This window comes from Pararhizobium capsulatum DSM 1112 (assembly GCF_030814475.1).
In the GTDB taxonomy this organism is placed as follows: Bacteria; Pseudomonadota; Alphaproteobacteria; order Rhizobiales; family Rhizobiaceae; genus Pararhizobium; species Pararhizobium capsulatum.
Genome location: NZ_JAUSVF010000001.1, coordinates 1485583 through 1509104, shown reverse-complemented (window position 1 = coordinate 1509104; position 23522 = coordinate 1485583). Strand labels below are relative to the sequence as shown.

24 protein-coding genes and 1 pseudogene are annotated in these 23522 nt (G+C 60.8%); 7 read left to right on the top strand and 18 right to left on the bottom strand.

What is annotated here, in order from left to right:
• Window positions 1-8 precede the first annotated feature (8 nt).
• Complete coding sequence (locus tag QO002_RS07200; RefSeq protein ID WP_307228112.1) at window positions 9-461, top strand: nucleoside deaminase; 453 nt, start codon at window positions 9-11, stop codon at window positions 459-461.
• Between the two features lie 3 nt (window positions 462-464).
• On the opposite strand, the gene QO002_RS07195 is transcribed toward QO002_RS07200, so the two are convergent.
• The 10 genes from QO002_RS07195 to QO002_RS07150 form a co-directional block, all read right to left on the bottom strand.
• The gene (locus QO002_RS07195) at window positions 465-1724 is read right to left on the bottom strand and encodes an RNA polymerase sigma factor (RefSeq protein ID WP_307228110.1); all 1260 of its coding nucleotides are present in this window, start codon (window positions 1722-1724) and stop codon (window positions 465-467) included.
• Window positions 1725-1777: 53 nt separating this feature from the next.
• Window positions 1778-2200 (bottom strand): YciI family protein, encoded by a 423-nt coding sequence (locus QO002_RS07190; RefSeq protein ID WP_307228108.1) that lies wholly within the window; start codon window positions 2198-2200, stop codon window positions 1778-1780.
• 113 nt (window positions 2201-2313) lie between these two features.
• Window positions 2314-2802, bottom strand: coding sequence for a GNAT family N-acetyltransferase (locus QO002_RS07185; protein WP_307228106.1), 489 nt, complete (start codon window positions 2800-2802; stop codon window positions 2314-2316).
• Between the two features lie 328 nt (window positions 2803-3130).
• Window positions 3131-3754, bottom strand: a complete 624-nt coding sequence (locus QO002_RS07180) for a hypothetical protein (protein WP_307228104.1) — start codon at window positions 3752-3754, stop codon at window positions 3131-3133.
• Between the two features lie 197 nt (window positions 3755-3951).
• Entirely contained in the window at window positions 3952-6894 is a 2943-nt protein-coding gene (gene ileS, locus QO002_RS07175; RefSeq protein WP_307228102.1) for an isoleucine--tRNA ligase, read from the bottom strand.
• 261 nt (window positions 6895-7155) lie between these two features.
• Complete coding sequence (locus QO002_RS07170; protein WP_307228100.1) at window positions 7156-7395, bottom strand: BrnA antitoxin family protein; 240 nt, start codon at window positions 7393-7395, stop codon at window positions 7156-7158.
• Between the two features lie 5 nt (window positions 7396-7400).
• Window positions 7401-8405: a bifunctional riboflavin kinase/FAD synthetase gene (locus tag QO002_RS07165; protein WP_307228098.1), complete on the bottom strand. Its 1005-nt coding sequence runs from the start codon at window positions 8403-8405 to the stop codon at window positions 7401-7403.
• Window positions 8406-8423: 18 nt separating this feature from the next.
• Window positions 8424-9272, bottom strand: a complete 849-nt coding sequence (locus QO002_RS07160) for a TIGR01459 family HAD-type hydrolase (protein ID WP_307228096.1) — start codon at window positions 9270-9272, stop codon at window positions 8424-8426.
• A gap of 124 nt (window positions 9273-9396) precedes the next feature.
• Window positions 9397-10761, bottom strand: a complete 1365-nt coding sequence (gene chrA, locus QO002_RS07155) for a chromate efflux transporter (protein WP_307228095.1) — start codon at window positions 10759-10761, stop codon at window positions 9397-9399.
• Window positions 10754-11587: a chromate resistance protein ChrB domain-containing protein gene (locus tag QO002_RS07150; RefSeq protein ID WP_307228093.1), complete on the bottom strand. Its 834-nt coding sequence runs from the start codon at window positions 11585-11587 to the stop codon at window positions 10754-10756. Before QO002_RS07150 ends, chrA begins: the two co-directional genes overlap by 8 nt.
• 263 nt (window positions 11588-11850) lie before the next feature.
• Here QO002_RS07150 and groES point away from each other — a divergent pair, with 263 nt between their 5' ends.
• The 3 genes from groES (at window position 11851) to QO002_RS07135 (ending at window position 14987) form a co-directional block, all read left to right on the top strand.
• Window positions 11851-12147 carry a co-chaperone GroES gene (gene groES / locus QO002_RS07145; RefSeq protein ID WP_307228091.1) on the top strand — a complete coding sequence of 99 codons (297 nt, stop codon included), beginning with the start codon at window positions 11851-11853 and terminating at the stop codon, window positions 12145-12147.
• Between the two features lie 65 nt (window positions 12148-12212).
• On the top strand, window positions 12213-13856 hold the full coding sequence (gene groL, locus QO002_RS07140; RefSeq protein ID WP_113316572.1) for a chaperonin GroEL: 1644 nt from the start codon (window positions 12213-12215) through the stop codon (window positions 13854-13856).
• Window positions 13857-14540: 684 nt separating this feature from the next.
• Window positions 14541-14987 carry a hypothetical protein gene (locus QO002_RS07135; protein WP_307228088.1) on the top strand — a complete coding sequence of 149 codons (447 nt, stop codon included), beginning with the start codon at window positions 14541-14543 and terminating at the stop codon, window positions 14985-14987.
• A 12-nt stretch (window positions 14988-14999) separates the two neighbouring features.
• Here QO002_RS07135 and QO002_RS07130 read toward each other — a convergent pair whose 3' ends face one another.
• The 8 genes and pseudogenes from QO002_RS07130 to QO002_RS07095 all read right to left on the bottom strand — a co-directional run bounded on the left by QO002_RS07130 (window position 15000) and on the right by QO002_RS07095 (window position 21889).
• Window positions 15000-16217, bottom strand: a complete 1218-nt coding sequence (locus QO002_RS07130) for an NAD(P)/FAD-dependent oxidoreductase (protein ID WP_307228085.1) — start codon at window positions 16215-16217, stop codon at window positions 15000-15002.
• Window positions 16218-16305: 88 nt separating this feature from the next.
• Window positions 16306-17013, bottom strand: coding sequence for a glutathione binding-like protein (locus QO002_RS07125; protein ID WP_307228083.1), 708 nt, complete (start codon window positions 17011-17013; stop codon window positions 16306-16308).
• Between the two features lie 88 nt (window positions 17014-17101).
• Window positions 17102-17314, bottom strand: a pseudogene (locus tag QO002_RS07120) (SAM-dependent methyltransferase); the annotation flags it as partial.
• An 81-nt stretch (window positions 17315-17395) separates the two neighbouring features.
• Entirely contained in the window at window positions 17396-18088 is a 693-nt protein-coding gene (gene hisG, locus QO002_RS07115; RefSeq protein ID WP_307228081.1) for an ATP phosphoribosyltransferase, read from the bottom strand.
• On the bottom strand, window positions 18088-19209 hold the full coding sequence (locus tag QO002_RS07110) for an ATP phosphoribosyltransferase regulatory subunit (RefSeq protein WP_307228079.1): 1122 nt from the start codon (window positions 19207-19209) through the stop codon (window positions 18088-18090). The genes hisG and QO002_RS07110 overlap by 1 nt, the downstream gene beginning before the upstream one ends.
• Before the next feature lie 373 nt (window positions 19210-19582).
• On the bottom strand, window positions 19583-21184 hold the full coding sequence (hisS, locus tag QO002_RS07105; protein WP_307228077.1) for a histidine--tRNA ligase: 1602 nt from the start codon (window positions 21182-21184) through the stop codon (window positions 19583-19585).
• A gap of 77 nt (window positions 21185-21261) precedes the next feature.
• Complete coding sequence (locus QO002_RS07100; protein WP_307228075.1) at window positions 21262-21660, bottom strand: hypothetical protein; 399 nt, start codon at window positions 21658-21660, stop codon at window positions 21262-21264.
• Window positions 21650-21889, bottom strand: coding sequence for a helix-turn-helix domain-containing protein (locus tag QO002_RS07095; protein WP_307228073.1), 240 nt, complete (start codon window positions 21887-21889; stop codon window positions 21650-21652). Before QO002_RS07095 ends, QO002_RS07100 begins: the two co-directional genes overlap by 11 nt.
• Window positions 21890-22158: 269 nt before the next feature.
• Between QO002_RS07095 and QO002_RS07090 the strand changes: the two genes are divergently transcribed.
• Genes QO002_RS07090 through copM form a run of 3 tightly spaced genes read left to right on the top strand, consistent with a single transcriptional unit; the run spans window position 22159 to window position 23463 of the window.
• Window positions 22159-22575, top strand: coding sequence for a hypothetical protein (locus tag QO002_RS07090; RefSeq protein WP_307228071.1), 417 nt, complete (start codon window positions 22159-22161; stop codon window positions 22573-22575).
• Between the two features lie 57 nt (window positions 22576-22632).
• The gene (locus QO002_RS07085; RefSeq protein ID WP_307228070.1) at window positions 22633-23013 is read left to right on the top strand and encodes a hypothetical protein; all 381 of its coding nucleotides are present in this window, start codon (window positions 22633-22635) and stop codon (window positions 23011-23013) included.
• 51 nt (window positions 23014-23064) lie between these two features.
• On the top strand, window positions 23065-23463 hold the full coding sequence (gene copM / locus QO002_RS07080) for a CopM family metallochaperone (RefSeq protein WP_307228068.1): 399 nt from the start codon (window positions 23065-23067) through the stop codon (window positions 23461-23463).
• Window positions 23464-23522 lie beyond the last annotated feature (59 nt).

Sequence of the window (23522 nt, the reverse complement as noted above, 5' to 3'; positions counted from 1 at the left end):
TCTTCCGGATGACTGACCGCAATCGTTTCATGGAATTGGCGCTCGACGAGGCCCGCCGCGCCGGCGAACGCGGTGAAGTACCGATCGGTGCTGTCGTCGTGCATGCCGGCGAGGTCATCGGGCGCGCTGGAAACCGCACCCGTGAGCTCAACGATATATCCTCCCATGCAGAGATCGAAGCCATTCGGGAGGCATCCGCGAAACTGGGCTCCGAGCGGCTGATCGATGCCGATCTCTACGTCACGCTCGAACCCTGCACCATGTGCACCGCGGCGATCTCCTTTGCCCGCATCCGGCGTCTTTACTATGGGGCGGAGGATCCGAAGGGCGGCGGCGTCGACAACGGCGTTCGCTTCTATCGTCAGCCCACCTGCCACCACCAGCCGGATGTCTATTCCGGCATGGCCGAAAGCGAGGCAAGCGCCATTCTCAGGGAGTTCTTTCGGGAACGGCGGGATTGAATCCTAACGACAATCGGCGGCACGTATAAGCAAGAAGACCTTTTCCTTCTCATTCTTGCTCAGCGCCGCCGCTTCCTGGAATTTCACTTTCGCTTCCGACAAGCGGTTCGCGCGGAAGAGGAAGTCTCCTTTGGCCGCCGGCAGCAGGGCGTAGTTGGCAAGCGCACCGCTCTTCTCGATCCCTTCGACGATCTCCAGGCCAGCATCCGGGCCGAAAGCCATGGTGTAGGCAACGGCGCGATTGAGCTCGACGACCGGTGACGGCATGACCTCGACAAGCCGGTCATAAAGGCCGGCAATCCTTTCCCAGTCCGTATCCTCTGCCTTCAGCGCCCTTGCATGACAGGCGGCGAGATCGGCCTGGAGCACGTGAGGTCCTGACGCGCCGCCAAGTGCATGGGCGTGTTCAAGGGCAGCCAGACCGCGGCGGATCGCCAGGCGGTCCCATCTGGCCCGGTTCTGTTTATCGAGCGGCACCGGCAGGCCGTCCGCGCCGACGCGGGCGGCAAAACGGGAGGACTGTAACTCCATGAGTGCGAGCAGGCCGAACACCTCCGGTTCGTTTGGCATCAGGCCTGCAAGGATGCGGCCCAGGCGTTGCGCCTCAAGAGAGAGCGTCGGGCGTATCAGGTCCGGTCCGCTGGTCGCGGCATAGCCCTCGTTGAAGATCAGATAGATCACCGACAGCACTGATTCCAGCCGCGCCCGCCGCTCTTCGCCGCGTGGAACCTCATAGACGAGATCCGCCTTGGCAATGGTCTTCTTGGCGCGGACGATGCGCTGAGCGATGGTGGCTTCGCTGGAGAGGAAGGCGCGGGCGATCTCTTGCGCCGTCAGCCCGCCGATCAACCGCAACGTCAGGGCTGCACGCGCCTCTGGCGACAACACCGGATGGCAGGCAGTGAAGATCAGGCTTAAGAGTTCGTCGCCGATATCGTCGTCCATGGCGGCCTCGATGTGCTCGACACCCGATGCCTGCTCGCTCTCGATGTCACGGCCGATCTCGGCATGCTTTCGCGCCTGCATTTCGCGACGGCGGAAACCATCGATTGCCCGCCTCTTGGCGGCGGCCGTCAGCCAAGCCCCCGGATTTGCCGGAACCCCGGTCTTCGGCCATTCGGAAAGCGCGATCACGAGGGCATCCTGCGCCAGCTCCTCGGCTAGACCGATGTCCCTCACCATCCGGGCGAGGCCGCCGATCAGCCTTGCCCGCTCGATGCGGAATACCGTTTCAATTGCCTGATGTATCTCTCTCGTCGTCACGCCGCGAGCTTATGGGAAGAACATGGCGCCCGACAAGACGACAGCAATCAGGCTCAGGCCTTCGTGAGCTTCTCGCGCAGCCGCTCTTCCTGCTCTGCGATTTCGGGCGTCAGCTCCGCGCCGAAATCGGAAGCTTCGAAAACCTGACGGATTTCGAGTTCGCTTGGACCGAGCATGGGGTTGGGGCAGCGTTTCGCCCATTCGACCGCTTCGGCCATGTCCTTGACTTCCCACAGCCAGAACCCGGCGATCAGTTCGCGCGTTTCTGCGAAGGGGCCGTCGCTGACGGTGCGGCTTGGGCCATCGAATGCAATCCGCTTGCCCTTGACCGAGGGATGAAGGCCATCGCCGGCCAGCATGATGCCGGCATTGACCAGCTCTTCATTGTAGTTGCCCATGGCTTCCAGGAGTTCGGTCGTGGGCATGATGCCCGCTTCGCTATCCTCGGTCGCCTTTACGATCACCATCACACGCATCGTCTTACTCCTCTGGTCTTGGAAGCCACTGCGGCTCTCCTGAGCATACGACGAACAAGCATCGGGCAGATCGACAGCCAGACGAAATTTTCTTGAGATTTTTTTGAAGCTGTTCAGCCCGCCGCGAAGGTCGCGAGGGCCTGTCCGGACAGGCGGTAGCGCGTCCATTCGCTCATCGGCTCGGCACCGATCGCCTCGTAGATGCGGATGGCGGGCTCGTTCCAGTCGAGCACGCTCCATTCGAAGCGGCCGCAGCCGGTGTCGATCGCGATCTTGGCCAGATGGCGCAGCAGCGCCTTGCCGGCGCCGGAACCGCGGTGTTCGGTCGTCACATAGAGGTCTTCGAGATAAAGGCCGTTCCTTGCCTGCCAGGTGGAGAAGCTCAGGAACCAGCAGGCAAATCCAGCAGCCACGCCATCCCTCTCGCAGATAGCGGCTTTCGTGACCGAATCCGGGCCGAACAATGCTTCTTCCAGCGAAGCCTCGGTAGCCTCGGTAGCCTCGACTTCATGACCCGCCTTTTCGTAGACGGCAAGTTCGCGGATGAAGTTGAGGATTACCGGCACGTCGGCGCGCATGGCTTGGCGGATGGAAAGCGTCATGGAGGGAACCCGATCAGGAGTGGAAGATTATGCGAAGCAGGACAAGGGTTTATCGGCGAGCTGAGTTTGCCGCCCTCCCCCCCCCGCTCTGCCCTGTCGGGCGTCTCCCCCTCAAGCGGGAGATTGGCAGGAGGCGGCCTCTCGACCCAATCTCCCCCCTTGAGGGGGAGATGTCGGCAGAGCCGACAGAGGGGGGTAAAGGCGGCTGGCTCGGAATTCTCGGCGGAGCTCTCCTCATCTGCCCTTTGGGCATCTTTTCCCCGCTGGGGAGAAGAGGGAAACCACCACGGAAAGCAAAAGGCCCGAAGCGAGCTTCGGGCCAGTATTATCAGAAGACCTGCCACCACTTCTTGCCGGTGCCCTGAATCTGGGCATCCTTCTTGCGGCGGCGTTCCTTGTCCTTCTCGGGCTCGCCGAGATCGGCGGTCGCTTCTTCCGGCAGCTTGCGATATTCGAGCGGTGGATCGCTGAGGAAGCGGCGCTTGTCGGCATAGGCGCCCATCTGCACCTTGCGGGCTTCGCGATAGGCGTCCTGCTGCTCCTTGGCAGTCAGGGCGCGGCCGTTTGCGTTGGACTTGGCGAGCGGCGAGACGTAGGTCGGATCGTCGGCATTGGCGTCTGCCTCTTCGCGCAGGCGCTGGCGGGTGTCCTCCGGCGATTCCAGCCATTGCGGATTGTCCTTGGTGGCCGATTCCTGCGGCTGGACGAGCGCGGTCTTTTCCTGCTCCGCCGGCAGCACGAGGGCGCCACGCGGTTGGTATTTCACCTTGGCAGCATCCTTGGCATCGGGCGTCTCAAGGCTGACGGCGCTGCCCAGGTCATCAAGCAGGTGCTCACCGGACGATTTGTTGGTGCCATAGGTGGGATCGCCCAGGCAACCGGTCAGGATCGCACTGCCGGCAACAATGCCTGCAACGGCGGCATACACTCGAAACTCTCGTGTCATTCCCATCAAAACCCTTCCAGCAAAGCCGGCTCGACACCAAATTGGAGACCGCCCCGCGCCCCATGGCGTGAAAATCCGCCAAATTTCAGGCAGGTTTTACCGGAGCCTCCCTAAAAGAGCAATTCAAACGGTTAACAAACCGTAAAACGGAATGCGGAAAACTGTGAAAGGTTTTCCGCGTTCCGATCTTTTGGGCTTATGGCTCAGGATGCGAAGCCGAGCTCCCGCAAGGCCGCGGCGTCGCGCGCCGACACGTCCGGGAAGGCCGGATCGGAACCGACATCCGCAGTTATGCGCCAGGAGCGGGCGCATTTGCGACCTTCGGCAAGCGTCGCCTCGACGCTGACATCTGCGACATCATCCAGACGGAAGGCATCGGCCGGGCCGCCATCCGCGACAATGCGGATATCGGAGGTGATGCAGATTTCCGAGAAATCCTGACCTTCGAGGGCGGTGCGCAGTTCGGCGTCAGCGACGTGCACGACAGGAGCCGCTTCCAGCGAGGAGCCGATGCGCTTTTCGCGGCGCTCGACTTCCAGTGCGCCGGTCACGACCTTGCGCACGGTGCGGATCTTCTTCCACTTCTCCGCCAATGCTGGGTCCAGCCACTCGGCCGGCACATGCGGGAACTGCTCCAGATGCACAGAGACGGCATCAGGCTTCAGCGACAGCCATGCTTCTTCGGTGGTGAAGGGCAGCATCGGGGCAAGCCAGGTGACGAGGCATTCGAACAGCTTGCGGATGACCGCAAGGCTTGCAAGACGGCGCGGGCTCGACGGGGCGTCGCAATAGAGCGTGTCCTTGCGCACGTCGAAATAGAAGGCCGACAGCTCGACATTCGAGAAATCGATGAGCGCGCGCGCGATCTTCTTGAAATCGAAGGCGTCGTAGCCTTCGCGCACGACGACATCGAGTTCGGCCAGACGGTGCAGCATCAGGCGCTCGAGTTCCGGCATCTCGTCACGGGCGATCTCCTCGCCCTTGTCGTGGGCCAGCGTGCCGAGCATCCAGCGGATGGTGTTCCTGAGCTTGCGATAGGCATCGACATTCGTCTGGATGATCGTCTTGCCGAGGCGCTGATCTTCCCAGTAGTCGGTGGTCATGACCCAGAGGCGCAGAATATCGGCGCCCGAGTCCTTCATCACATCCTGCGGCGAGACGACGTTGCCGAGCGATTTCGACATCTTCTGGCCCTTCTCATCCATGGTGAAGCCATGGGTGATGACCGTGTCATAGGGCGCGCGGCCGCGGGTGGCGGCAGATTCCAGCAGCGAGGAATGGAACCAGCCGCGATGCTGGTCGGAGCCTTCGAGATAGACGTCGGCCGGCCATTTCAGGTCCGGGCGATCCTCCAGCGTGAAGGTGTGGGTCGAGCCAGAGTCAAACCAGACATCGAGGATGTCCATGACCTGGGTCCACTTTTCCGGATCGTGACCGTTGCCGAGGAAACGTTCCTTGGCACCGGCTGCGAACCAGGCGTCGGCACCTTCGGCGTCAAAGGCTTCGAGGATGCGGGCGTTGACGCCCTCGTCCTGCAGAACATTGCCCTCTTCATCGACGAATACGCAGATCGGCACGCCCCACGCCCTCTGGCGCGACAGCACCCAGTCCGGACGCTGCTCGATCATGGCGCGCAAACGGTTCTGGCCGGCTGACGGCACGAAGCGGGTGTCGTCGATCGCGGTCAGCGCGCGGGTGCGCAGCGTCGTGCCGTCCTTGAGGTCCTTGTCCATATAGACGAACCACTGCGGCGTGTTGCGAAAGATGATCGGCTTCTTGGAGCGCCACGAGTGCGGATAGGAATGCTTCAGGCGGCCGCGGGCAAAGAGCGCGTTGCGCTCGATCAACGCCTTGATGACGCGGTCGTTGGCATCGCCCTTCTTGCCGTTGTCGTCCATGACGCGCGCGCCCTCGAAGCCGGGGGCATCAGCGGTGTAAGTGCCGCTGTCATCGACCGGGAACGGGATACGGGGGTCGATGCCGCGCGCTTCGAGTTCCTTGATGCTGGACATCCAGGCCTCGAAGTCTTCGCGGCCGTGAGAGGGAGCGGTGTGCACGAAACCGGTACCGGCGTCGTCGGTGACGTGATCGCCGGCGAGCAGCGGGACGGTATATTCGTAGCCGCCACCGATGCCCTTGAGGGGGTGCGCGGCGGTGATCGCCGCGAGATCGTCAGCAGATACGTTGCGAAGGCGCTTGAAGGTCAACTTGGACTTGGCCGCAGATTCTTCAGCAAGCGCATCAGCAAAGATGAGCTTTTCGCCTGGGCGCGGGCCAAAATCGTTCTCAGCAGCAGTGACCTCGTAGAGACCATAAGCAACCTTCGGCGAATAGGCGATGGCGCGGTTGCCCGGGATGGTCCAAGGCGTGGTGGTCCAGATGACAACGTGGGCTCCACGGAGATCATCCATATAGGACGCAGCCTGTACAGGGTCGCCAATTGTCACAACACTCTCGATCGGGAACTTCACCCAGATCGTGTCGCTCTCGTAGTCATGATACTCGACTTCCGCTTCCGCCAGCGCCGTGCGCTCGACGACCGACCACATGATCGGCTTGGAGCCGCGATAGAGCTGGCCGCTCATGGCGATCTTCAAGAGTTCGCCGGCGATGCGGCTTTCCGCGTGGAAGTTCATCGTCAGGTACGGATTGTCGAAATCGCCGACGATGCCGAGGCGCTTGAATTCGTCGCCCTGGATCTTGATCCACTTTTCGGCGTAGGCGCGGCATTCCTTGCGGAACTCGATCATCGCGTCGGGCTGCTTCAGATCAGGCTTGGCCTTGCCCTTGGCGCGGTAATTCTCTTCCTCGATCTTCCACTCGATCGGCAGGCCGTGGCAATCCCAGCCCGGAACGTAGTTCGAGTCAAAACCGCGCATCTGGAACGAGCGGGTGATGACATCCTTGAGGATCTTGTTCAGCGCGTGGCCGATGTGGATGTTGCCGTTGGCATAGGGAGGGCCGTCATGCAGCACGAATTTTTCACGGCCGGCGGCGGAGGCGCGGAGCTTCTTGTAAAGGTCCATCTGCTGCCAGCGGGCAACGGTTTCCGGCTCCTTCTGCGGCAGGCCGGCGCGCATCGGGAAATCGGTCTCGGGCAGATAGAGGGTTTTCGAATAGTCGATCGTTTCAACGGTATCGGTCATGGTTTTTGCAATCACTTGTAAGCGCGTGTCGCCGCGCATGCGAAGGGGATGTCTTCAAGGGGATAACGGTGGCGTCCGGTGGAACGCCTAAAACCCGGACCTTCCGGCGGCTATCAAAGCGCTGGGAAGGCCGGGCCAATAATTCGCTGATCACGTATCAATCGACGATATCGGGTCATGGTGGCGGTTGTTTAAGCGGTTTTCGCGTGAAAAGGAAGAGGCTTGCGGCGACCAAGATGGCCTTTGGCTCGCGCCGGAAGGTTATGCGCCGCGCTCGTTCTGCATCACCGCGCGCAGGGCATCATTGATGCGATCCTGCCAGCCCGGGCCGCCCTCCTGGAAAAACTCCACGATGGCGCTGTCGAGCTTCAGGGATACGAGCTCCTTCACCTCCGGCAGCGCACGCTTCTCAACGGCTGGAGCCGCCGGCTTCTTGACCGGCTTGAACAGTGCTTCTGCGGCATCCATGGCGCTGACGGGACGGCGGGGCGTGGTGGCCATCGGGATTATCCTTCGGGAATTGAATCAGCCGCAAAGGCGACCTTGCTGTCGATAATACTGAGCGGCTTGACGCCGGATAACAAGGCGCGCGCCTCCTCGTCATCCTTCTTCATCTGCACGACCAGCGGATCGAGTCCGTCGAACTTCAGCTCATCGCGCAGATGGCCGAAGAAGGAGACGGAACAGACCTCGCCGTAGAGGCTGTCATTGAAATCGAAGACGAAGGTTTCGAGCAACGCGTGGCCGTCGCTGTCGACGGTCGGGCGCTTGCCAAAACTGGCGACGCCGTTGTGCACGCTGCCGTCGGGGCGGCGGAACTTGACGGCGTAGATGCCGTTGCGCAGCTCGACTTCGGGCGGAAGCTGCATGTTGGCGGTGGGGTAGCCCAGCGTGCGGCCGAGCTTCTTGCCATCGATCACTTCAGCTTCCACCGTGTAACGATAGCCAAGCAGACCGGCTGCCTGCGCAACATCGCCCTCGGCAAGCAGTGCACGGATATGGCTTGAGGAGATGACCGACGCGTTTTCATCGCGGAAGGCGTCGACCAGCGTCACGCCAAAACCATGCTCGCCACCGGCGGCCATCAGGAAGGCCGGGCCACCTTCCCTACCGTTACCGAAATGGAAATCGAAGCCGGTGACGACGTGGCTGGCGTGCAGCCAGTCGAGCAGGATCGTCTTGATGAAGGCGGAGGCCGAAAGCTCGGCGAAGGTGCGATCGAAGGGAAACTCCATGACGGCGGAGAAACCCATGCCTTCGAGGATACGGGCTTTCAGCGGCGCCGGCGTCAGGCGAAACACGGGGATATCAGGCCGGAACACGGTGCGCGGATGCGGCTCGAACGTCAGCACCAGCGCCGGCACGCCCCGTTCGCGGGCTTCCTCCAGCGCGCGGTTCAGCACGGATTGATGGCCACGATGCACGCCGTCGAAATTGCCGATGGCGATCACACCGCCTCTCAGTGCTTCGGGAAGTGGCTGTCGGGCCTCATTGCGATGGAATACGGTCATCGTCACAGCGCCAACTCGTCAGGCCAAACGGGGCATCCACCATTTCGGCGTCGCCCCTTCACTCTTGAGGAAAGCGTTGAGCTTCGTCTCGTCGGTCTTTTCCTCGTTCATGTATTCGCGCGCGTGGATGCCGGCACTGATATAGAGAACGTCAAGGCCGAAATCCTGTGCGCCCTTGACGTCCGTCGGCATGCCGTCGCCGATGGCGATCACCCGCGACAGATCGATGCCGCCCCGGATCGCCTTGGCTTCCGAGAGCGACGCCCGGTACATCGGCACATAGGGCTTGCCGGAAATGCGTGTCTCGCCGCCGAGATCTTCATAGACCTTGGCAATAGCGCCGGCGCAGGGGATCAGCCGGTGGCCGCGCTCGACCACCAGGTCCGGATTGGCGCAGATGAAGGGGATCTTGCGGCGGGCAAGCCCGGCGAGCGTGGCGCGGTAATCATCCGGCGTTTCCGTTTCGTCGTCGAAGAAACCGGCGCAAACGATGATTTCGGCACTTTCGGAGGAAACCATGTCGACATCGAGCCCGTCGAGCAGGGGGAAATCCTTCTCGGCGCCGATGAAATAGATCTTTTTTTGTCCGGCCGAGATCAGCGCTCGGGTGACATCACCTGACGTCACGATGCGATCATAGGCCGTATCCGGCACGCCAAGACCACGGATCTGAACGATGACGCCGGGATGCGGACGGGGGGAATTGGTGATGAGAACGACGGTCAACCCGCGCGAACGCGCCTCGATCAACGCCTCGCAGGCTTCCTTGAAAGCCGCGATGCCATTGTGCAGCACGCCCCAGACGTCGCACAGAACCACATCATAGCGGCTGGCAATGTCGCGAAAACTGTTGATCCGAGCGGCCATGCTGGCTTCCTGCAGAAAAAATTATTGGAGGTGACATCGCAGGCAAGCGCCGAAAACACAAGACACGATCCGGAAAATGAAGTCCGAATCCCAAGGATTTGGGCTTTCCATGCGGTGGATTTTTTCAAAAAATGCGGATCACCCAGCCAGCGGCGGCGCAGACTGCAAGCGTGGTGACGATGCCGCGCTTCAGCCTGAAGATCAGCAGAGCGGCCAGAATCGTCAGGAAAAATGCGGCCGGCTGGAACGTCTGCCAGGCGGGCAGCGGCATCGAAAGCGGCCCGATCGCATAGCGGTCTACCTCTGCAAAAAGGACATGCAGACCGAACCAGACCGCCAGATTGAGAATGACGCCGGTGACGGCTGCCGAGATCGCTGCCAGCGCGCCCGTCAACGCCCTGTTGTTGCGCAGCGTCTCAACATATGGAGCGCCGAGGAAAATCCAAAGGAAGCAGGGAATGAAGGTGACCCAGGTGGCAAGCGTCGCCCCCAGCACGCCGGCCCAGAGCTGATCGAGCCCGAGCGGCGTGCGAAAGGCGGCCATGAACCCGACAAAAGAGAGCACAAGCACCAGTGGCCCCGGCGTCGTCTCAGCCAGCGCCAGGCCGTCCAGCATCTCCCCAGGCTTCAGCCAATGATAGGTGGCTACTGCCTGCTGCGCGACGTAGGCAAGCACCGCATAGGCGCCACCGAAGGTCACCACCGCCATCTTCGAGAAGAACAGGCCGATGGCGGTGTAGACATTGTCGAAGCCGATCATCGCGCCGATCGCTATGAACGGCGCGATCCAAAGCGCAACCCATATGCCGAGGACTTTCACCGCCCTGCTCCAGGACGAAACGATGTCCGGGAAATCGCTGTCGATGACCGAGCGCTGGTCGGACAGCGCCCCTTTCACCACCGCTGCAGTTATCTTCTTCACCGACTGCACGCGGGTGGCGGTGTAACCGGCCAAGCCCGCCGCGAGAACGACAAGCGGAAACGGTAAATCGAAGAAGAACAGCGCCGCGAAGGCGAGTGCCGCGGTGATCACCGCAAACCGGGTTTTCAGCGCCCGGCGGCCGACGCGGATGACCGCCTCGATGACGATGGCCAGCACCGCTGCCTTCAACCCGAAGAACAGGCTCGTCAACCAGTCGGTTTGCTGAAACAGCGCATAGGCCGAAGACAGGCCGAGGATGACGAAAAAGCCCGGCAGCACGAACAGCATTCCCGCAACAATGCCGCCACGCCCGCCATGCAGCAACCAGCCGATATAGGTGGCAAGCTGCTGGGCCTCCGGGCCTGGCAAAAGCATGCAGAAATTCAGCGCGTGCAGAAACCGGCTTTCGGAAATCCAGCGGCGCTCTTCCACCAGTTCCTTGTGCATCAGGGCAATCTGTCCCGCAGGCCCGCCAAAGCTGAGGAGCCCGATCTTCGCCCAGACCCCGGCGGCCTCGGCGAATGTCGGATGCGCAGGAGGAGCCTCAACCTGCACCGCCTCATTCATTGGTTTTGGCCCTTTTCGCGACGTGCTGGACCCATTCGTGCTTTTCCTGTGTGGCGTCACGCGCCCAGCGATAAAAGGCATCATAGAGCGCCATCCCCGCTTCCAGTTGCTCCAGATCGTCGGCGAACATACGGGAAAGGCCGAGCGATGCCGCGAGCAAACCGGCCGCTTCTGGAACCAGATCGAGCCGGTCGGTATCGGCGGCGCGCACAATCAAAGACAGATGCTGAAGTGCCGGAAATGAGAGACCGAACTCCTTGACCATCGTGTCAAAGGTACAGTCCTCGCCCCTGTGGCTCCAGAACGCATTTTCCACGTCGAATGGCGTGGCGCCGAACCGATCTGCGACGGCTTCGACTTCCGGGGCAGCGACGAAGAGAAACGTTGCGGCCGGATCGATGAAGCGGCGGATCAGCCAGGGGCAGGCAATGCGGTCGATCTTTGGACGGGAGCGCGTGACCCAGACCGTGCCGCCGCCGGCATTTTCATCCGGCAGGACAGCGACCGGAACAAGCGGCAGCTGGGCGGACTGCCAGGCTTCGAACCCGCCTTCCAGCGTTTCCGCCACAGCCCCGGCATTTCGCAGCCAGGCTGCGGCGCCCTCGCTGAGTTTCTTGCCCTTCTGGCAGACCACGACGACCCAGCGGCTGCGATAATCCGCACCCCATTGCCGCACGTCTTCATATCGACGCCGGAAGGAAGCGGGCAGGAGAAGCGGCCGGGCGGCGAAATCCTCATCGTCGCGCACATCGATAACAACCGGCCCCTTGGGGGTGCCGATCAGGCGGACGAGTTTTTCTGTGGAGATAGCGTTGTAGGAAGCCATGATTTACGTCCTTCGTGGGATTGGACGCGAAATGATGGCGTGACGCCTCGTGGGGCATTCGCAGACCCCATGCGCAAACTAGACAAAAAAGCCCAAAACAAGTCAACTATTTTCGCCGGAAAAGAATTTTACCGACCCATTCTTGACTCAATCGTCGGCCATCCCTATCTCGGAGCCGCTAGCACTCACTTCTGGAGAGTGCTAATATCATCCATCGGATCCACGATGCGATCCGTGAAGTCATTTGATCGAGGGATTAGACAATGACAAGCACCAATTTCCGCCCGCTGCATGACCGCGTCGTTGTACGTCGCGTCGAGTCTGAAGCAAAGACCAAGGGCGGCATCATCATTCCTGATACCGCCAAGGAAAAGCCGCAGGAAGGCGAAATCGTCGCGGTCGGCACCGGCACCCGTGACGACAAGGGCACGCTCATCGCGCTCGACGTCAAGGCTGGCGACCGCGTTCTGTTCGGCAAGTGGTCGGGCACCGAAGTCAAGCTCAACGGCGAAGACCTTCTGATCATGAAGGAAGCCGACATCATGGGCGTTATCGGCTGATCTGAGCCGGTTATCACTTTCCACATTCCAAAAACCAATTGGGCATCAGCCCGGGAGTTTTTATCATGGCAGCCAAAGAAATTAAGTTCGGCCGTACCGCGCGCGAAAAGATGCTGCGCGGCGTCGATATCCTCGCTGACGCAGTGAAGGTAACGCTCGGCCCGAAGGGTCGCAACGTCATCATCGACAAGTCCTTCGGCGCTCCGCGCATCACCAAGGACGGCGTATCGGTCGCCAAGGAAATCGAACTGGAAGACAAGTTCGAGAACATGGGCGCCCAGATGGTTCGCGAAGTTGCTTCGAAGACCAACGACATCGCCGGTGACGGCACCACGACCGCGACCGTTCTCGCCCAGGCTATCGTTCGCGAAGGCGGCAAGGCCGTTGCAGCCGGGATGAACCCGATGGACCTGAAGCGCGGCATCGACCTTGCAGTCGCAGCCATCGTCAAGGACCTCGTTGCCAAGGCAAAGAAGATCAACACTTCGGAAGAAGTGGCCCAGGTCGGCACGATCTCCGCCAACGGCGAAAAGGAAATCGGCCAGTACATCGCTGAAGCGATGCAGAAGGTCGGCAATGAAGGCGTCATCACGGTTGAAGAAGCCAAGACCGCCGAAACCGAACTCGAAGTCGTCGAAGGCATGCAGTTCGACCGCGGCTACCTGTCGCCCTACTTCGTGACCAACCCTGAAAAGATGGTTGCCGAACTGGAAGACGCTTACATCCTTCTCCATGAGAAGAAGCTTTCCAACCTGCAGGCAATGCTTCCGGTTCTCGAAGCCGTCGTTCAGACCGGCAAGCCGCTCCTCATCATCTCGGAAGACGTCGAAGGCGAAGCTCTTGCGACCCTCGTCGTCAACAAGCTGCGTGGCGGCCTGAAGATCGCTGCCGTCAAGGCTCCGGGCTTCGGCGATCGCCGCAAGGCCATGCTCGAAGACATCGCTATCCTGACCGGTGGCCAGGTCATCTCCGAAGACATCGGCATCAAGCTGGAAAACGTCACGCTCGAAATGCTCGGCCGTGCGAAGAAGGTTTCGATCTCCAAGGAAAACACCACCATCGTCGATGGCGCTGGCAAGAAGGCCGAAATCGAAGGCCGCGTTGCCCAGATCAAGGGCCAGATCGAAGAAACCACTTCCGATTACGACCGCGAAAAGCTGCAGGAACGCCTTGCCAAGCTCGCTGGCGGCGTTGCCGTCATCCGCGTTGGCGGTGCGACCGAAATCGAAGTGAAGGAAAAGAAGGACCGTATCGACGACGCGCTGAACGCAACGCGCGCTGCCGTTCAGGAAGGTATCGTTCCTGGTGGTGGTACGGCTCTGCTCCGCGCCTCGATCGTTCTCGACCTCAAGGGCGCAAACGACGATCAGACCGCCGGTATCTCGATCATCCGCAAGGCACTTCAGTCGCTGGTTCGCCAGATCGCTGAAAACGCAGGCGACGAAGGCTCGATCATCGTTGGCAAGATCCTCGAAAGCAACACCGACAACTTCGGCTACAACGCCCAGACCGGCGAATTCGGCGACATGATCGCCATGGGTATCGTCGATCCGGTCAAGGTTGTCCGTACGGCTCTGCAGAACGCAGCTTCGGTTGCTTCGCTGCTGATCACCACGGAAGCCATGATTGCCGAACTGCCGAAGAAGGATTCGGCCGGCGGCGGCATGCCTGACATGGGCGGCATGGGCGGTATGGGCGGCATGATGTAATAAGGCGTCCGCCTTATTACTGAATGACGATCATCAAGCTTCGCCCATGTTCAAAAGTGTTTCAGCGCGTCAAGCGCGCTGAAATGGCGGCATGGGCGGCATGATGTAATAAATGCCTTGTTGGCGAATTCGAAAGGGCGGGTCTTCGGGCCGCCCTTTTTGCTATTCAACCGTATAAATACCCTTGTCATTGCCCCAAGATTGGTTGCCACATACGGCAAATGCCCCATTGCGACCAACAGCTCATGGCGTATTCTCAAGAGTGCAAACATGGAGTGTTAGCTAATATAACCAAGGCTGTGAAATATTTGCAGAAACCCCATTGATGCGAAAGAAAAAGCAATTATAAAGACGCCCCAAGTGAACGAAAGTTTCACGGGGAGTAAAAATACGAAAGATTCGAAAACAATATCAGTCAATTTTTTCGTATTAACTGTGCAGCGAACATCACTTTGATTCGACAGCACATATCGTATAGTCCTTCTCGCATAGAGCACGCCTCTTTCCTTTGGCCATTCATCGGAAATTTTACGGGCATTGCATTTAGACAGTTACGCAAGAAATACGATGTATAGAATACCTGTAAGCTTTCTGGATATTTTACAACATCTGGAACTTCTTGCCGAACATACCGATGAGACCGACGCATGACGTCCAGACTTTCCGCCTATTCGAGAGCAGATCGTGTTTAAAATTGCCCGAGCGGGTCTTTCGCAGTTCCCGATTCCCGGCGCGCTTTCTCTTGCGGAAAGCAGCCAGGAGATGCTTGGGCAGTTCTGTATTTCGGAAGCGTGGTCTGGCGACCTGTCGAACGGCCTGTTTCGCATCGGTGAAAACGCCGCATCCCTGCACGGCCTCGACCAGACGGAATGTGGCTTGCTCAATCTGGTGCGGTGCTACGACCAGGGCGACCGTAACCATGTGCTCGAGCTTTTCGAGCAGGCGGCCACCACCTCTTCGTCCTTCTGCTACTCAACGACGATCGTGACACTTTCGGGCCGCAAGCAGCCGGTGTTCTGCGTTGGAGAATCATCCGGCCTTGAGCAGCGCTATTCCGGCGCGCTGCTCGGCATGTTCTTCTTCCCGCGCTTCCAGCTCGAAACCCGCAGCTACTTCGCGAGCCATCAGTAAGAGCCGAGCGCCTTATTGCAGCAGGGTTTTCAGATCCGTAGCCGGATCTTCCAGAGCGGCGCGCTCCGGCGTCACGCCGAGATCCAGAAGCTTCTTTCCCGTGACATAGGCCTTGGCGTCGTTGATCGCATCGACGGCGATAAATTTGCCCTGGCGGAAATACCAGACGGAGACGCTGCCTTCCCGTTGGCCGGCGCGAACGATCGTTTCGTCATGGCCGAGTCCGAATCCGGCGATCTGCAGCTTCACGTCATACTGATCAGACCAGAACCAGGGCTTGGGCTCATACGGTGCAGAACCGCCAGCGAGAAGAGCGGCGACGGCCTCGGCCTGATCAACCGCATTCTGTACCGATTCCAGGCGGATGTTCAGCCCCTTGAAAGGCAGGACCGCACAGTCGCCCATGGCATGGATGGCGGGATCTTCCGTGCGCCCGAATTCATCCACGAGAATGCCGTTGGCAACGGCCAGACCGGCATCGTGGGCAATTGTGTCGTTCGCGACGACACCGATGCCGACGATGACGAGATCGACGGGGAGCGTCGTGCCATCGGTCAGTTCAGCGGCCGTGACGCGGCCATCAATACCGACAAGTCTGACGAGGCCGGCGCCTTCGCGGATATCGACTCCCCGCGTAGTGTGTATCTCACGCACGATCGAGGACGTCGCTGCAGACGCAACACGTTGCAGGATGCGGTCAGCCATCTCGATGACGGTAACGTCCAGACCGAGGTTGCGGGCAACAGCCGCCGCCTCAAGGCCGATGTAACCACCACCAATGATCAGCGCGCGGCGACCGGGCTTCATTTCGTCGGCCAACTTGTCGGCATCGATGAAATCACGGACGACATAGACGCCTTCCAGATTACCGCCGACGGCATCCGGCAGGCGGCGCGGCGTCGATCCGGTGGCGATCGCCAGCGTCTCATAGTCGAGAATCGAGCCATCGCTCAAGCTGACCGTACGAGCGGCGCGGTCGATAGCGGTAACGGTGGTCGAGAGACGGATATCGATATCGTGCTCGCCATACCAGGCGGCCGGCCGATAGAGCAGCCGCTCCAGATCCATCTCGCGCAGCAGGTATTTCTTCGAAAGCGGCGGTCGCTGGTAGGGGAAACTTGCCTCGCCCGCGACGATCGTGATCGGACGCTCGTCCTTCAGCGCTCTCAATTTGGCAACCAGGGCAAAGGCGGCCTGGCCGCCCCCCGCTACAACAAGTCTTCCTGCCACGTCTGCTCCACCCTTATGGATATGCTTTTGTCCAGACGTAGCCTGCCGGCCCGAGCGTCGTCAACTCGGACCGGCGACTGTGAATGGCCTAATCGCGCTTCGGGATATCCATGCCCTTCTGCACGGCAGGCCGTGCAAGGCCGCGATCTACCCAGGCCATGACATTGGGGAAACTGGAATATTCGAGCACATCCGCGCCGCCATAGAATTTGCGGGCACCCTCGATCCACGGAAAGGTGGTGATATCGGCGATCGTATATTCATCGCCCATCAGCCATTCGCGTCCTTCGAGCCGGGCTTCCAGCACACCCAACAGCCGCTTGGTCTCGTCGCGGTAGCGCTCCATCGGATAGGAATTGTTGGCGACCTTGTCGGCTGCGAATTTGAAGAAATGACCGAACTGGCCAACCATCGGCCCGACGCCGCCCATCTGGAACATGACCCAGGCGATCGTCTCGTAACGCCCGGCCGCATCCTTCGGCAGCAGCTTGCCGGTCTTTTCCGCGAGATAGAGCAGGATAGCGCCCGATTCGAACAGGCCAATCGGCTTTCCATCCGGGCCGTTGGGGTCGATGATCGCGGGGATGCGGCCATTGGGGTTCAGGGAGACGAATTCGGGGGACTTCTGGTCGTTGGTGCCAAAGGAGATCAGGTGTGGCTCATAGGGCAGGCCAAGCTCTTCCAGCGCAATGGATACCTTCACGCCGTTCGGCGTCGGCAGGGAATAGAGCTGGATGATATCCGGGTTGGCGGCGGGCCAGCGGGTGGTGATCGGGAAAGCGGACAGATCGGCCATGAAGATCTCCTTGAGGTGGGAGCTTCTACATAGGCAGCCGTTGCGCTATTGTCAGGACCTTGCCCGCAGTCTTTTTCCCGGTGATCGGTCAGCTGTCTTTTCGCGCCAGCCAGATCGTCGCGCCGCCACAATCCGGATCTTCGATCTGGTGACGCACGACCGAAAAACCGTTGTCGGCCAGAAGCGCGCGATATTCCTCCGGTGCGAGACTGGCGTGATGCAGCGGCTCACCTTTGAAGCTTCCGGCCGCCACGCCATGGGACGGGCCGGAGGTAAACATCAGCGCCGCGCCGGGGGCTGCAAGGGCAGGCGATCGAAAGCATCGGCATGGCGAGTATAAAGAGAGGGAATGTCGTCGGCGCTCCCCTCTCCCATGGCAATCTCAGACGACCGCCTGAATGCGGGCGATGATTTCGGCTACCTTCGGGTCGGCATCATGCTCCGGTTTGCGGGCACGCACGAGGCAGGCTTCAGATTTCAGCATCACGCCATCCGACAAAATTTTCAGATGATTGGCCTTCAGCGTCGAGCCTGTGGAGGTGATGTCGACGATGATATCGGCGGAGCCGGATGCCGGCGCCCCTTCCGTTGCGCCGAGGCTTTCGACGATACGGTAAAGCTGGATGCCGTGCTGTCTGGAAAAGAACTGCTGGGTCAGGCGCCAGTATTTGGTGGCGATCGCCAGCCGGCGGCCGTGGCGGGCGCGGAAATCGGCGGCGACATCGCCCAGATCGGCCATGGTGTTGACATCGAGCCAGATGTCCGGCACGGCGACGACGACATCGGCATGGCCGAAGCCGAGGCGGGCGCAGAACTCGACGCGGCTATCTGCTTCCGCCAGCCCTTCGCGGATCAGGTCTTCGCCGGTGACGCCGAAATCGATCGAGCCATTGCCGATCTCGCGCGAGATTTCGGATGCCGAGAGGAAGGCGATCTCGACATCGTCGATGCCTTCGATACGGCCGCGATAGGAACGCTCGTTGCCGACGGCGGCGACCTTGAGGCCGGCCTTTTCGAAGATCGCGGAGGCATCTTCCTTCATGCGGCCTTTGGAGGGCAAGGCTATGGTAATCATCAGCGCTCTCCCCTCACCGCTTCGATCCGGTCCAGCCACAGCGAGAAGCCGACGGCCGGGATGGTTTCAGCCGCCCCGAGCAGCGTCAGCATGCCATCGTAGCGTCCGCCGCCGGCCAGAACCCGATGATCGTTGCGCAAGGTGACCTCGAAGACGAGGCCGGTGTAATAATCGAGCGGACGGCCGAAGGCGGCGCGCCAGGTGATATCGGCAAGCTTGACGCCGGCATTGGCGAAAGCGGCAACGCGCGCGTCAAAACGATCGACAGCAGCCTGCAGCGGCAGGCCGGTACTGTGAGCGAAATCGGCAAGCACGCCCGGCGCATAGCGCAGGCTGACGTTCAGCGACAGGAATTCGCGCAAGACGTCGAGCTTGCCGGGATCGAGCGAGGTACCGGCCAGCGCCAGCTTTTCCTTCAGCCGGCGGGCAATCTCCTTTGGTGCACGGCTGGCATTGGTGAGGTAGCCGGTCGCTTCCATCACGCCGTCGATATGGGCGATCAGGCCTTCTTCATCGTCCCTTGCCAACAACGCCTCTACATCGGCGCCAAGACCTGCAACCTGCTCCGGCTTTGCCAGACGCTGCATCAGCGCTTCGAGCTGGGCATGTTCACCGAAAGCGCGGATCAGGCGCTTTTGCCAGCCGACGGGCAGGCCGAGAGCCGCGACGACGGCCTCGAACATCGCCTGATCGCCCATGGTGACGGCAAGCGGACGTTCCGGCACCAGCCTGCCGAGTATTGCGACTGCATCGGCCACCGTGCGGGCATCGGCGAGCGCAAAATCACGGGTGCCGAGGTCTTCGATCCCGGCCTGATAGAATTCGCTGCCGCCTTCGCGGCGCTGGCGGAAGACTTCACCGAGATAGGAATAGCGCTTCGGCGTTCCGGTCGCGGTCTCGATATGGCGCATGCAGACGGGGATGGTGAATTCGGGCCTGAGGCACAGGTTTTCACCGGTCTCGCTCTGGGTGAGGAAGATACGGCGGCGCAGGTCCTCGCCGGCCATGTCGAGGAACGGTTCGGCCGGCTGGATCACCGGCGTATCGACCCGCTCGGTGCCGAGCCGCTCAAAATCAGCGATGAGATCGCCGGCGAAATCCGGCAGGTTGATGAGGGTCATGGGCGGTGTCCGAATGTCGGGCGGGCATCTCTGTCCCTTCGGGGCATCTCCTCCTCAAGCGGGGAGATCGGGAGAATGCCGCTCTGGAATAATGCAATTATGCGCGTCTTGCGCGCAGAAAATTCTTGAAAGATAGAGATGTCTGCCGCTTGCTCCCTCTTCTCCCCAGCGAGGGGAAGTGCCGAGCGCATGCGAGGCGATGAGGGGGTCTTCGCGGCAAACTCAGAGCCATTCATCCTCCTCATCCAGCGCTGCGCGCCACCTTCTCCCCGCCGGGGAGAAGAGGGAGCAAGCCGCATGCTCCGGGCCGATCTCCCGCCTTGAGGGGATGATGTCGGCAAGGCCGACAGAGGGGGGTAGGCTCCCATCACGCTCAGAGACCCCTTGTTTGCGCCCGATCTTCAGCCTGCGCCGCCAGCATCTCGCGCACCTTCTCGACCAGTTCGGCTTCCGGCACCGAGACCTGCGCTACGCGGGCTTCGCGCCACGCCGCATTGTCCTCGATCTCGCCGGAGAGGCGCTTGCCCTCGATCAGGTCCTTGATCTGCACCAGCCCGTGAGCACGCTCATCGCCGCCCTGGATGATGGCGAGCGGGGCGTTGCGGCGGTCGGCATATTTCAGCTGGTCGCCAAAGTTCTTCTTGTTGCCCTGGTACATCTCGGCGCGGATGCCGTGATGGCGGAGCGTCTGGGTGAAGTGCTGGTACTTGCCGAGGCTTTCGATATCGCGGTCCATGACACAGACGACGACCGGCGCGACGACTTCTTCCGTGCCGAGCTTGCCGAGGTTCTTCAGCGCCGTCATCAGGCGCGACACGCCGATGGAGAAGCCCGTGGCCGGAACCGGCTGGCCCATGAAGCGCGAGACGAGACCATCATAACGGCCACCACCGCCGACCGAACCGAAGACGACCTTTTCGCCCTTCTCGTTGGTGACAGCGAACTGCAACTCGGCTTCGAAGACCGGGCCGGTGTAGTATTCGAGGCCACGCACAACGGAGGGGTCGATCTTGATGCGGTCGGGGCCATAGCCTGCAGCTTCAACTAGCTGCCAAATTTGTTTCAGTTCGAACACGCCTTCGACCCCAGTCGGAGAGTCCTTAAAATTATTGTGCAGAGTATCGAAGATAGCTCCACGAATAGCCTTAGGGCCATCAATGGAAATACCCGGCATCGGACTTTGGGTCAGCGGGTGAGAATCTAGTGCGGCTTCTGCCGTTTGCAGCAGGCTGACGAAATCCAGCAGTCTCGCGATCTGCGCTTCGTTCAAACCGGCACCCTTGGTGAAGTCGCCGCTTTCATCCTTGCGGCCGGGGCCGAGCAGCAGTTTCACACCTTCCGGGCCGAACTTGTCGAGCTTGTCGATGGCGCGCAGCACGGTCAGCCGCGCACCGGCATTATCATCCCCACCAAGACCGATGGCTTCGAGGACGCCATCCAAAACCTTGCGGTTGTTGACGCGGATCACATAATCTCCGCGCGCAATACCCAGCGCTTCCATCGTATCGGCCATCATCATGCACATTTCGGCATCCGCCTGGACGCCGGCGGCACCGACCGTATCGGCATCGAACTGCATGAACTGGCGGAAGCGGCCCGGGCCTGGCTTTTCGTTGCGGAAGACGTAGCCGGCGCGGTAGGTGCGGTAGGGCAGCTGGATGTCGTTGAAATTTTCCGCAACATGGCGGGCGAGCGGCGCGGTCAGGTCGTAGCGCGCGCTCATCCACTGCTCGTCATCATCCTGCAGCGAGAACACACCCTCGTTCGGGCGGTCGCTGTCGGGGAGGAATTTACCGAGCGCATCGGTATATTCGAACAGCGGCGTCTCGACGGGATCGAAGCCGTAGCGCTCGTAGACTTCGCGGATCTTGGCGGTCATTTCATCGACGGCGCGGATATCGGCGGCGGACCGGTCGACGAAGCCGCGCGGCAGGCGGGCTCTGAGCTTCTGAGGCTTTTTCTTCTTGTCGTTCATGGGGGTCACGTCCGGGCTTTTGCGCTGTTGGGCTTTCCCTAAACGATCGCACCCGAAGCGGCAAGTCTTTGAGGCGCTTACAGCGGCCGCGAAAGCACGTCCCAGCTATAGAGACGCGAGCCTTCCATCATCGGCGCCTGCGCGAGCGGGATCAGCACCGACTGGGATTCGGCGCGGATCACGCCCTTCAGCTGCGACTGAAAGGTCATTCGCTTCAGCTGCACGAAGCCCTCGGGAATACTGGTCGTCGCCAGTGCCGCGCCGCCATAAACCTCGACGCTGGACAATTCCCTCGCCCGAAGGCTGGCAATCATCGCGTTATCCTCGATGAAATCCTGATAGAGGCCTGTCAGATGATGGCGGATACTGGTGCCGACGACGGCGCGCATCTGCGGCGTATCGATATATTCCTGCCGCGAGCCGGCGAGATAGCGCACCTGCTCGCCCTCCCAGAGATTGCGGCTGTCACGCGCCATCAGCACCGCCCCGGATCAGGGCCTTTTCATCATGACTATCGGCGCGGCGCAGGAAATCGACGATCGCGCCGACGGCACGCAGATCCGGCGTGCAGATGCCCCGCTCCCAGCGCGAAACGGTCGGAAGCGCAAAGCCGAGCTTCCAGGCGATGTCGCCCTGGCTGAGGCCAGCCTTCTGCCGGTAGTCCTGCAGCTGGCGAACCAGCTCGCTTATGTCTCCGATCAGCATGCAACATCACCGCAACCAAAAGACGAATCATTGCACATCACTCGACCATAGGAAAAGCAAATGATCAATCCATGCCATTCCGAAGCTGCTCGACGTCGATTATTCTCTAAAATCAAGGGGAAGGCCTTTCGCGAGGCCGGTGGGGCGGCCGGCACGCAATTTCAGGTCTCTTTGCTCTTCGGGTAAAGCGCATTCTCTTCAGTGCGGGCGCGAAGGGATGTCAAACTGTCTCACATTTAAAATTCTCGCCCACAGGAGCGCCTGTCCGCATGTTTAGGATCCCCCAACCCGGCTTCGGCACCATCCAGCCGGAGGAAAGCTGGGCACATGAGCAATGGTTGAGCGACCTGATGACGGCCGACCACGTGATCGAGGGGTGGCATTGCGATCTCAAGACCGGGATGTTCTCCGTCGGTGAAATCACCCGCAGCCGCCATGCGCTGGATGACAGCAATTGCGGTCTGCTCGACATCCTGCGCGTCTACGATCCGGAAAGCAGAAAAATCGCCCTGGCGATCCTCGAAGAGGCGACGGCCTCGGCTTCCTGCTTCTGCTTCTGCACACTTGTGGAACTGGACGGCGGCTCGACACATCCGGTCTGGTGCGTTGGAACATCGACGCTGGGCAACGAGACCACTGGCGACCGCATGCAGGGTGTCTTTGCCTACAAGCGCGCCGATCTCTGAGCAAGGCAACGGCGAGGACATCTTTTATTCGCCCTGCAACATGCCTATGTTCGCCCCATGCGCTCTGCCGTTCTTGTCCTTTCCGTCCTCTGCGCCATCCTGAGCGGGTGGACATCGGCGCTTGGCCAGACGCAGGATCTGGGCTTGCGAAGCGCCGGGCACGCACAGGCGATGCATGCGCAAGGCGGGCATGACGGCCACGGCCTCTCGCAAAACATGGCGCAGTGTGACGACAGCAGCCGGTCATGCGACAAGAAAACCGACCACGCCACCCATCCGCTTCTCTGCGCCGCCTGCTATGCGATCTCGGTCGAAGATCCGCTTCTGCAACGCCCAACGGTAGAAAACCGGCGCATCGCCCCTGCGCTTCAGGCAAGCCTGCGCGAAACCCCGGTGAAGCCGCGGTTCCCGCCGCCCAAGTCCCCTCTTTTCCTGTAGTGCCCGCGGGCTCGTCGCCCGCATTTTCTCATCAGGACAAGAGGAACAACAATGTCCCTGAAACAAAAGATCGTCGCCTCGGCTCTCGCCCTGGCCTTCTCCAGCGCTGCCTTCGCGCAGGATCACAGCACAATGGATCATGGCAGCATGGGTCACGGTGCTATGGAGGACATGGCAACGCCCAAGGGCGATTCCGGCCCTTCCAGTACCGCCTTCGCGAAAGCCAATGCGCGCATGCATGAAGGCATGGACATCGCCTATAGCGGCAATGCCGATGCCGATTTCGTCCGCGGCATGATCGCCCACCACCAGGGCGCGATCGACATGGCCAAGATCGAGTTGCAATACGGCAAGGACGAGACGCTGCGCAAACTGGCGCAAGAGATCATCGCCGCGCAGGAAGGCGAGATCAAAATGATGAAGGAATGGCTCGCCAAGAACGGCGGGTGATTTTTTCAAAAACTGAAGCCATTGGCTTATGGCCTTCCCGCATCACCCCCTCTGTCAGC

Excerpts from the sequence above, each read along its gene's own strand:
- QO002_RS07200 (WP_307228112.1), top strand. The coding sequence starts at position 9 with ATGACTGACCGCAATCGTTTCATGGAATTGGCGCTCGACGAGGCCCGC.
- QO002_RS07190 (WP_307228108.1), bottom strand. The coding sequence starts at position 2,200 with ATGCGTGTGATGGTGATCGTAAAGGCGACCGAGGATAGCGAAGCGGGC.
- QO002_RS07185 (WP_307228106.1), bottom strand. The coding sequence starts at position 2,802 with ATGACGCTTTCCATCCGCCAAGCCATGCGCGCCGACGTGCCGGTAATC.
- QO002_RS07180 (WP_307228104.1), bottom strand. The coding sequence starts at position 3,754 with ATGGGAATGACACGAGAGTTTCGAGTGTATGCCGCCGTTGCAGGCATT.
- ileS (WP_307228102.1), bottom strand. The coding sequence starts at position 6,894 with ATGACCGATACCGTTGAAACGATCGACTATTCGAAAACCCTCTATCTG.
- QO002_RS07170 (WP_307228100.1), bottom strand. The coding sequence starts at position 7,395 with ATGGCCACCACGCCCCGCCGTCCCGTCAGCGCCATGGATGCCGCAGAA.
- QO002_RS07165 (WP_307228098.1), bottom strand. The coding sequence starts at position 8,405 with ATGACCGTATTCCATCGCAATGAGGCCCGACAGCCACTTCCCGAAGCA.
- QO002_RS07160 (WP_307228096.1), bottom strand. The coding sequence starts at position 9,272 with ATGGCCGCTCGGATCAACAGTTTTCGCGACATTGCCAGCCGCTATGAT.
- chrA (WP_307228095.1), bottom strand. The coding sequence starts at position 10,761 with ATGAATGAGGCGGTGCAGGTTGAGGCTCCTCCTGCGCATCCGACATTC.
- QO002_RS07150 (WP_307228093.1), bottom strand. The coding sequence starts at position 11,587 with ATGGCTTCCTACAACGCTATCTCCACAGAAAAACTCGTCCGCCTGATC.
- groES (WP_307228091.1), top strand. The coding sequence starts at position 11,851 with ATGACAAGCACCAATTTCCGCCCGCTGCATGACCGCGTCGTTGTACGT.
- groL (WP_113316572.1), top strand. The coding sequence starts at position 12,213 with ATGGCAGCCAAAGAAATTAAGTTCGGCCGTACCGCGCGCGAAAAGATG.
- QO002_RS07125 (WP_307228083.1), bottom strand. The coding sequence starts at position 17,013 with ATGGCCGATCTGTCCGCTTTCCCGATCACCACCCGCTGGCCCGCCGCC.
- hisG (WP_307228081.1), bottom strand. The coding sequence starts at position 18,088 with ATGATTACCATAGCCTTGCCCTCCAAAGGCCGCATGAAGGAAGATGCC.
- QO002_RS07110 (WP_307228079.1), bottom strand. The coding sequence starts at position 19,209 with ATGACCCTCATCAACCTGCCGGATTTCGCCGGCGATCTCATCGCTGAT.
- hisS (WP_307228077.1), bottom strand. The coding sequence starts at position 21,184 with ATGAACGACAAGAAGAAAAAGCCTCAGAAGCTCAGAGCCCGCCTGCCG.
- QO002_RS07100 (WP_307228075.1), bottom strand. The coding sequence starts at position 21,660 with ATGGCGCGTGACAGCCGCAATCTCTGGGAGGGCGAGCAGGTGCGCTAT.
- QO002_RS07095 (WP_307228073.1), bottom strand. The coding sequence starts at position 21,889 with ATGCTGATCGGAGACATAAGCGAGCTGGTTCGCCAGCTGCAGGACTAC.
- QO002_RS07090 (WP_307228071.1), top strand. The coding sequence starts at position 22,159 with ATGTTTAGGATCCCCCAACCCGGCTTCGGCACCATCCAGCCGGAGGAA.
- QO002_RS07085 (WP_307228070.1), top strand. The coding sequence starts at position 22,633 with ATGCGCTCTGCCGTTCTTGTCCTTTCCGTCCTCTGCGCCATCCTGAGC.
- copM (WP_307228068.1), top strand. The coding sequence starts at position 23,065 with ATGTCCCTGAAACAAAAGATCGTCGCCTCGGCTCTCGCCCTGGCCTTC.